We start from the raw sequence: 7,953 nt of genomic DNA, 5'->3' as shown, positions 1-7,953 counted from the left end.
GCTGACCAGTGTTCCGACGCTGGGCCCGTTACGGGTCGCAAAGGTCATGGCGCGGCTCGGTATTGCGGAGTCGAAGCGGACCGCGGGTCTCGGGAGCCGACAGCGCTCCGAGCTGTGGAACTACCTGCTCAATCGGGAGGGTGGAGTTGCTCCCGGTCGACTCGTCGTCATGGCCGGCCCGACGGCGGTCGGCAAGGGATCTGTCTCTGCCTGCATTCGGGAGAACTATGCCGAGATCTATCTGAGCGTCTCCGCAACGACTCGACCGCCGCGGCCCGGCGAAATCGATGGCGTGCACTACTACTTCGTGCGCGACGACGAGTTCGATCGGATGATCGAGACGCGGGAGTTGCTCGAGTGGGCGGTCGTTCACAATTCGTTTCGCTACGGAACTCCGCGGCCGCCGATCGACGCCGCCCTCGAGGCCGGGAAAAACGTGTTACTTGAGATTGATCTGCAGGGCGCCCGCACCGTTAAAGGCGAGCTTCCGAGCGCAATCCTCGTGTTTCTCTTGCCGCCAAGCTGGGAGGAACTGGTTCGACGGCTGACCGGTCGCGGTACGGAAGATCCGGCAGATCAGGCTCGAAGACTCGAGACCGCGCGAGTCGAACTCGCTGCTCAGGATGAGTTCGATTATCGTGTCGTCAATACCGAAGTCGCCGCCGCCGCGCGAGAAGTCGTAGAATTGACGGCACTGCCTTCGCACCGGCCGTAGCCGCTGGTCAGGCGCACCGACTCACGATCCACCGAAGCCCCGTCCAGACTGCCCAATGCACCGTGGCGTGGCCCCCCAATTCACCGTCTCAACTCAAAGGAAACGTTCATGGCTGACAAGCAGACCGGAATAATTGACCCACCCATCGACGAGTTGCTGTCAAAGGTCGACTCGAAGTACGCACTGGTGATTTTTGCGTCAAAGCGCGCGCGCCAGATCAACGACTACTATGCCGACCTCCACGAGGGAAGCCTCTTCGACAACGTCGGACCCCTCGTCGACTCGACGATCGACGACAAGCCGCTCTCGGTGGCGATGCACGAGATCAACGAGGACAAGCTCGTCGTGAAGGCCCTCGCCGAGCCGGCCGAGTAGCTTCCCTCGGTGCTTCTCACGTGAGTACGCTCCTCGCATGAGTGGCCGGTTGAACATCGTCGTCGGAATAACCGGCGGCATCGCTGCGTACAAGGCCGTGGGCGTGATTCGAGCCCTCGTGCTCGCCGGACACGACGTGCACGTGGTGGCGACGGATGCCGCGTTGCGGTTCGTGGGCAAGCCCACTCTCGAGGCCATCAGCCGTAATCCTGTGCACACCGACCTCTACGAGGGCGTCGCCGAGGTGCGGCACGTGGCGATCGGGCAGGCCGCCGACCTCATCGTGGTCGCTCCGGCAACCGCGAACACCATCGCGAAGCTCGCCGCGGGCCTCGCCGACGACCTTCTCGGCAACACCATTCTCGCCAGCCGCGCGCCGATCGTGCTCGCCCCGGCGATGCACACCGAGATGTGGCAGAACCCGGCGACGGTCGCGAACGTGGCCACCCTGCGATCCCGCGGCGTGACGATCGTGGGACCGGGCGTCGGACAGCTCACCGGCGCCGACTCCGGGCCGGGCCGCATGGTCGAACCGGACGACATCGCCGCCGCCGCCCTCGCCGTGCTCGTGCCCAAGGATCTCGCCGGACGGCGCATCGTGGTCACCGCCGGCGGCACGCGGGAGGCCCTCGACCCGGTGCGCTACCTGGGCAACCGCTCGAGCGGGAGGCAGGGAGCCGCCATCGCGATCGCGGCCGCCGCCCGCGGGGCCGTGGTCACTCTCATCGGGGCGAACCTCGAGATCGACGCCCCGGCCTCCATCCACGTGCTGCACGTCGTGTCCACGCTCGAGCTGGCGGACGCCGTGGAGCTCGCGGCGCGTGACGCCGACGTGATCATCATGGCGGCCGCCGTCGCCGACTACCGCCCGGAGCGGGTCGCCGAGTCGAAGATCAAGAAGGACGAGCAGGGCGATCGACTCACGCTCGAGCTCGTGCGCAACCCGGACATCCTGGCCACCCTCGGCGAGAACCGTCGCCCGGGGCAGGTGGTGGTGGGCTTCGCCGCGGAGACCGAGACCGACCGTGACCGACTGCTCGAGCTGGGCCGGGCGAAGGTGGCGCGCAAGGGCAGCGACTTTCTTGTCGTCAACAGGGTGGGCTGGAACGAGGGCTTCGCCACGGAAGGCAACACGGTCATCGTGCTCGACAGGCGCGGCGATATAGTGATTGAGGCTTCAGGCAGCAAGGCGTCGGTGGCTGGTCGTATTCTCGACGTTCTGGCGCGTCCCGGGGCTTGATCGACTCAGCCGTCCGCCCTGCCGCATGACACGAGACACATTCCTAGCGAGGCAGACATGACCGCATCAGCGCACGCACCCCTACGTCTCTTCACGTCGGAGTCGGTGACCGAGGGCCACCCCGACAAGATCTGCGACCAGATCTCGGACAGCATCCTGGATGCCCTGCTCACGGTGGACCCGCACAGTCGCGTCGCCGTGGAGACCCTGGTCACGACCGGCCTGGTGCACGTCGCGGGCGAGGTCACCACCTCGGGCTACGTCGACATTCCCACCATCGTGCGTGACCGCATCTGGAACATCGGCTACACCTCTTCCGATGTCTGGTTCGACGGTCGCTCCTGCGGCGTCTCCGTCTCCATCGGCGGCCAGTCCCCGGACATCGCGCAGGGCGTCGACGACGCCTTCGAGAGCCGCGAGGAGGCGAGCGGAGACGACCTCGACCGGCAGGGCGCCGGCGACCAGGGCATCATGTTCGGCTACGCCACGACCGAGACCCCGGAGTACATGCCGGTGCCGATCTGGCTCGCCCACCGCATGGCCGAACGGCTCGCCGAGGTGCGCAAGACCGGGGTCGTGGACTACCTCCGGCCCGACGGCAAGACTCAGGTGACGATCGGCTACGACGGAATCGTTCCGCGCACCGTCGAGACCGTGGTGCTGTCGACCCAGCACTCGCCGCTCGTGAGCACCCAGACGCTCCGCGCCGAGATCGAGGAGCTGGTGATCCGCCCGGTGCTCGACCGCATCGAGCTCGACAGCGTCGACCCGCGCGTGCTCATCAACCCCACCGGCCGGTTCGAGATCGGCGGCCCGCAGGGCGACGCGGGGCTCACCGGCCGCAAGATCATCGTGGACACCTACGGCGGGGCCAGCCGTCACGGCGGTGGGGCCTTCAGCGGCAAGGACCCGTCCAAGGTCGACCGCTCGGCCGCCTATGCCATGCGCTGGGTCGCCAAGAACGTGGTCGCGGCCGGGCTCGCCGACCGCCTCGAGGTGCAGGTCGCCTACGCGATCGGCAAGGCCGCCCCGGTGGGCCTGTACGTCGAGTCCTTCGGCACCGCACATGTCGACGAGGCGTCCATCATCGAGGCGATCCGCCAGGTGTTCGACCTGCGCCCAGCGGCGATCATCCGCGACCTCGACCTGCTGCGCCCCATCTACGCCGCCACCGCCACCTACGGCCACTTCGGGCGCGAACTGCCCGAATTCACCTGGGAACGGCTCGACCGCGTGGACGACCTGCGCAGCGCTGCCGGGCTTTAGCCGTGTCCGCCTCGGCGCGAGTCGCCCGGGTGCTCATCGATTCGCCTCTGCCGCAGCTCGACCGTCTCTTCGACTACAACATTCCGCCGGAGCTCATCGCCCAGGCGGTGCCTGGGGTGCGGGTGAAGGTGCCGCTGCGCTCGGCGGGGCGCGTGGCCGACGGCATGATCGTGGAGGTGGGGGATGCCGGCGGCTACACCGGCGTGCTGAGCGACCTCGACTCCGTGGTATCCCCGGTGCGCATCCTCACCCCGGAGGTCTGGTCCCTCGCGCGAAGACTCGCGGATCGCGCGGCCGGCAACGCGAGCGACATCGTGCGTCTGGCGGTTCCCAAGCGCCAGGTGCGCGTGGAGAAGGCCTGGCTGGCGGGTGAATCGGCCGAGCCGGCGGAGCCGGTGCACACTGTCGCCGTGCCGGGCTTCGACACCGCCCGGTTCGAGTCGGCCCTCGCCGGGGGCGAGCGGCTCACCGTCGATTCGGTGCCGGTCGTGGTGGAGGTCCCCGGCGGCCGCTGGGTCGGCCACTGGGCCACCGAGATGGCGGCCGCCGCGACGCTCGCGCTCGCGCGGGGCGGCTCGGCCATCCTGTGCGTTCCCGACTACCGCGACCAGGAGCAACTCGTGGCGGCGCTCGAGGCCGTGCTGCCGCCCGAGCGGGTGGTTCACCTCGACGCGCGGCAGTCGAACCCCGACCGGTACCGGGCGGTGCTCGCCTGCCTCGGTGAGACCCCGCTGGCCATCGTCGGCAACCGTTCCGTCGTCTACGCCCCGGCATCGAGGCTCGGCCTGATCGCGATCTGGGACGACGGCGACCCGCTGCACGTCGAACCGCTCAGCCCGTACGTGCACGCCAGGGATGCCGCGCTCGTGCGCCAGGAGCAGCAGGGCAGCGCGCTGATCTTCTTCGGCCACGCCAGGAGCACCGAGGTGGAGCGGCTGGTGGAGCTCGGCTGGCTCGGCGAGGTCGGGCCGGAGCGCTCGTACCAGCCGCGGGTGATCCCGACGTCCCAGCAGGCGGGGCAGGACAGGCTCGCCGCCCAGGCCCGCATCCCCTCGAGCGCGTGGCGGGAGGCGCGGGCCGCCCTCGAACACGGCCCGGTTCTCGTGCAGGTGGCTCGTCCCGGCTACGCCCCCCGGCTGTCCTGCGGCACCTGCGGCCAGACCGCCCGCTGCGCCAAGTGCGACGGCCCGCTCGGGCTCCGCAGCGCCCGTGCAGTGCCCTCCTGCGGCTGGTGCGGGGCGATCGCCGCGGCCTGGGCCTGCGGCAACTGCGAGGGCACCAAGCTCCGTCTCGTCGGCCAGGGCGCCGGTCGCACCGCCGAGGACCTGGGCCGCGCGTTCCCCGGCGTGCGCGTGATCATCGCCGACGGGGAGCGGCCCATCCTCACCGTGGGGTCAGAGCCCGCGCTGGTGATCGCCACCCGGGGTGCCGAGCCGGTCGCGGCCGGCGGCTACCGGGCCGTACTGCTGCTCGACGGGGAGCGGATGATCGCCAGGGAGAGCCTGCGGGTGGGCGAAGACTGCCTGCGCTGGTGGTGCAACGCCGTGGCCCTCGCCGCCCCTGGCGCCACGAGCGTGCTGGTCGGCGTCGGGGGAGCGCTCGCCTCCGCCCTCGCCACCTGGCGGCGCTCGGACTACGCCCGGTCGGAGTTGGCCGACCGCCGCCGGCTGCGGTTCCCTCCGGCCGTGCGCGTGGCGACGGTGAGCGGCGGGGAGGACGACGTGCAGCGGGCCGTCGAGTCCATCGCGGGCATCGAGCGGGTCGACGTGCTCGGCCCGGTGGAACTTGCGGCGGGCGGCGTACGGGCCATCGTGCGGTTCGACTACGGGGAGGGCGCGCCCGTGGCATCCGCCCTGCGCGCCGAGGTCATCCGCAACGCAACCAATCGGCGAAAGCGCGCGGGTGGGGCGGCGGGGCGCGCACCACTGCCTACACTTAAAGTCCGCTTCGACGACGCACTGTCGTTCGACAACACCGAGCAGGTTCTCGGCTGACTACCGGAACGAGCTGACGAATGAGTGATCTGGAGCTGGTCTTCGCCGGCAGCCCGGCGGCCGCCGTGCCCAGCCTGCAGGCGATCGCGGCGAGCCGGCACGAGCTGCTGGCGGTCGTCACCAGGGAGGATTCGCCGCAGGGCAGACGCGGTGAGCTCACGCCGACCCCGGTCGCGGCGGCGGCGGAAGAACTCGGCTATCCGCTGATCAAGGCCAATCGTCTCGCGGGGGCCGCCACCGAGGCGATCACCGCGCTGCGGCCAGACCTCGGAGTGATCGTGGCCTACGGGGGCCTCGTGCGCGAGCCCCTGCTCTCCCTGCCGCGGCTCGGCTGGATCAACCTGCACTTCTCGCTCCTGCCCCGCTGGCGCGGCGCCGCCCCCGTGCAGCGGGCGATCATGGCGGGCGACGACCTGACCGGGGCATCCGTATTCCAGCTCGTGCCGGAGCTCGACGCCGGGGACGTCTTCGGCCACCTCACCCAACCGGTCGGCGCGCACGAGACCGCCGGCCACCTGCTCGACTCGCTCGCCGTCTCCGGCGCCGAGCTGCTGGTCCGCGTCGTCGACGCGCTGGCCGACGGCACGGCGCGTGCTGTTCGCCAGCAGGGCGACGTGACCCTCGCACCCAAACTCGACCTGGAGGACGGCCGCATCGACTGGACAGAGCCCGCGACCACCGTGTTGAACACGATCCGCGGAGTCACCCCGGAGCCCGGAGCCTTCACGACCCTCGACGGCCTGAGACTCAAGGTGCTCGACAGCCAGATCGCCCGGGACGAACCGCGCCTCTCGCCGGGGCACCTCGCGCTGTCGGGCAAGCGCCTGCTCGCGGGCACCGGCAGCGAGCCGCTCGAACTGCTCTCGGTGCAACCGGCGGGCAAGAAGGCGATGCGCGCCGCCGACTGGTGGCGCGGGCGCGCGGCCGGATCCTCGTTGGTCGCCCAGTGAGCGGCGTGCGCGGCGAACGACGCCGAGACTCCCGGCCCGCCCCGGCCGGCCGGGTGCAACCCGCGCGCCGGGTGGCGATCGAGGTGATCATGGCCGTGCGGGAGTCGGATGCCTACGCCAACCTCCTGCTGCCGGTGAAGCTCGAGCGCGCGCGTCTCGGCCAGCAGGATGCGGCGCTCGCGACGGAACTGACCTACGGCACCCTGCGTCAGCAGGGCTACTACGACGCCGTGATCCGGCTCGCCGCCAATCGCCCGACCGAGGAGATCGACTCGCCAATTCTCGACGTGTTGCGGCTCGGAGCCCACCAGCTGCTGTCGATGCGGGTGGCCCAGCACGCCGCCGTGGACGAGTCGGTGTCCCTCGCCCACGAGGTCGGAACGCGCTCGGCCGCCGGCTTCGTCAACGGGGTGCTGCGCACCATCTCACGGAGCACCCCGGACGAGTGGCGCACCCGAGTGATGGCGAGCCCCCGCAGCGACGACGAGCGACTGTCGCTCGAGCATTCGCATCCGGTCTGGGTTGTTCGGGCCTTCCGGCGCGCCCTGGCCGCCGAGGGCAGGGTCGACGAGCTCGAGGACCTGCTCATCGCCGACAACTTCGCCCCGCGGGTGAGCCTGGTGGCCCTTCCCGGCCTCGCCACGATCTCCGAGATCCGGGGCGCACAGAAGGCCAAGTACTCCCCGCTCGCCGCGGTGAGCGACGGCGGGGACCCCGGGCTGTGGCCTGCTGTCGACGAGGGTCGGGCGCGGGTTCAGGACGAGGGCTCCCAACTCGCGGCGCTCGCGCTCAGCCGGGCTCGTCCGATCGTGCGGGGGGAACGCTGGCTCGACCTCTGCGCCGGCCCCGGCGGCAAGGCGGCCCTGCTGGCCGCGGAGGCGCTCGAGGGCGGAGCGACTCTCGTCGCCAACGAGGTGACTCCGGCGAGAGCCGAACTCGTGCGCAAGGCGCTCTCGGTGTTCGCCGACCCGCCCCAGGTGCTCGAGTTCGACGGCAGGACCGTCGGCGCGCGGTTCCCCGGGCAGTTCGACCGCATCCTGATCGACGCGCCGTGCACGGGCCTCGGGGCGCTGCGGCGCCGGCCGGAGGCGCGCTGGCGCAAGCAGCCGAAGGACGTCGCGGAGCTCGCCGTGCTGCAGGCCGAGCTGCTGGAGTCCGGCCTCCGGGCGCTCGCGCCGGGCGGCATCCTCGCCTACGTCACCTGCTCGCCGCATCTCGCCGAGACCAGGGTCGTCGTGGACACGGTGCTGGCGAAGACGGAGGGGATCGTCAGACTCGACACCCCGGCCGTGCTCGAGGGCGTGACGAAGCGTCCGCTGGACCTGGGGGAGACCGGGCTGAACGTGCAGCTCTGGCCGCACCGGCACGGCACGGACGCCATGTTCATCAGCCTGATGCAGCGTTCCCTCTAGG

General features: G+C 70.7%; 7 protein-coding genes. All 7 read left to right on the top strand.

Annotated features, from left to right (window positions below; genetic code table 11):
- Position 1 precedes the first annotated feature (1 nt).
- The gene (gene gmk / locus ACHZD8_RS03770; RefSeq protein ID WP_394768811.1) at positions 2-715 is read left to right on the top strand and encodes a guanylate kinase; all 714 of its coding nucleotides are present in this window, start codon (positions 2-4) and stop codon (positions 713-715) included.
- 108 nt (positions 716-823) lie between these two features.
- Complete coding sequence (rpoZ, locus tag ACHZD8_RS03765; protein WP_394768810.1) at positions 824-1,090, top strand: DNA-directed RNA polymerase subunit omega; 267 nt, start codon at positions 824-826, stop codon at positions 1,088-1,090.
- Between the two features lie 37 nt (positions 1,091-1,127).
- Positions 1,128-2,330, top strand: a complete 1,203-nt coding sequence (gene coaBC / locus ACHZD8_RS03760) for a bifunctional phosphopantothenoylcysteine decarboxylase/phosphopantothenate--cysteine ligase CoaBC (protein ID WP_394768809.1) — start codon at positions 1,128-1,130, stop codon at positions 2,328-2,330.
- A gap of 57 nt (positions 2,331-2,387) precedes the next feature.
- Positions 2,388-3,596, top strand: a complete 1,209-nt coding sequence (metK, locus tag ACHZD8_RS03755; RefSeq protein ID WP_394768808.1) for a methionine adenosyltransferase — start codon at positions 2,388-2,390, stop codon at positions 3,594-3,596.
- 2 nt (positions 3,597-3,598) lie between these two features.
- On the top strand, positions 3,599-5,590 hold the full coding sequence (locus ACHZD8_RS03750) for a primosomal protein N' (RefSeq protein WP_394768807.1): 1,992 nt from the start codon (positions 3,599-3,601) through the stop codon (positions 5,588-5,590).
- A gap of 29 nt (positions 5,591-5,619) precedes the next feature.
- Positions 5,620-6,540, top strand: coding sequence for a methionyl-tRNA formyltransferase (gene fmt, locus ACHZD8_RS03745; protein ID WP_394768812.1), 921 nt, complete (start codon positions 5,620-5,622; stop codon positions 6,538-6,540).
- Positions 6,537-7,952: an RsmB/NOP family class I SAM-dependent RNA methyltransferase gene (locus ACHZD8_RS03740; RefSeq protein WP_394768806.1), complete on the top strand. Its 1,416-nt coding sequence runs from the start codon at positions 6,537-6,539 to the stop codon at positions 7,950-7,952. Before fmt ends, ACHZD8_RS03740 begins: the two co-directional genes overlap by 4 nt.
- Position 7,953 lies beyond the last annotated feature (1 nt).

Origin of the sequence: Lacisediminihabitans sp. (assembly GCF_043726815.1) — a bacterium.
GTDB lineage: Bacteria > Actinomycetota > Actinomycetes > Actinomycetales > Microbacteriaceae > Lacisediminihabitans.
Note: the sequence above shows the minus strand (reverse complement) of the source record. Positions and strands in the feature narration are given on the sequence as shown.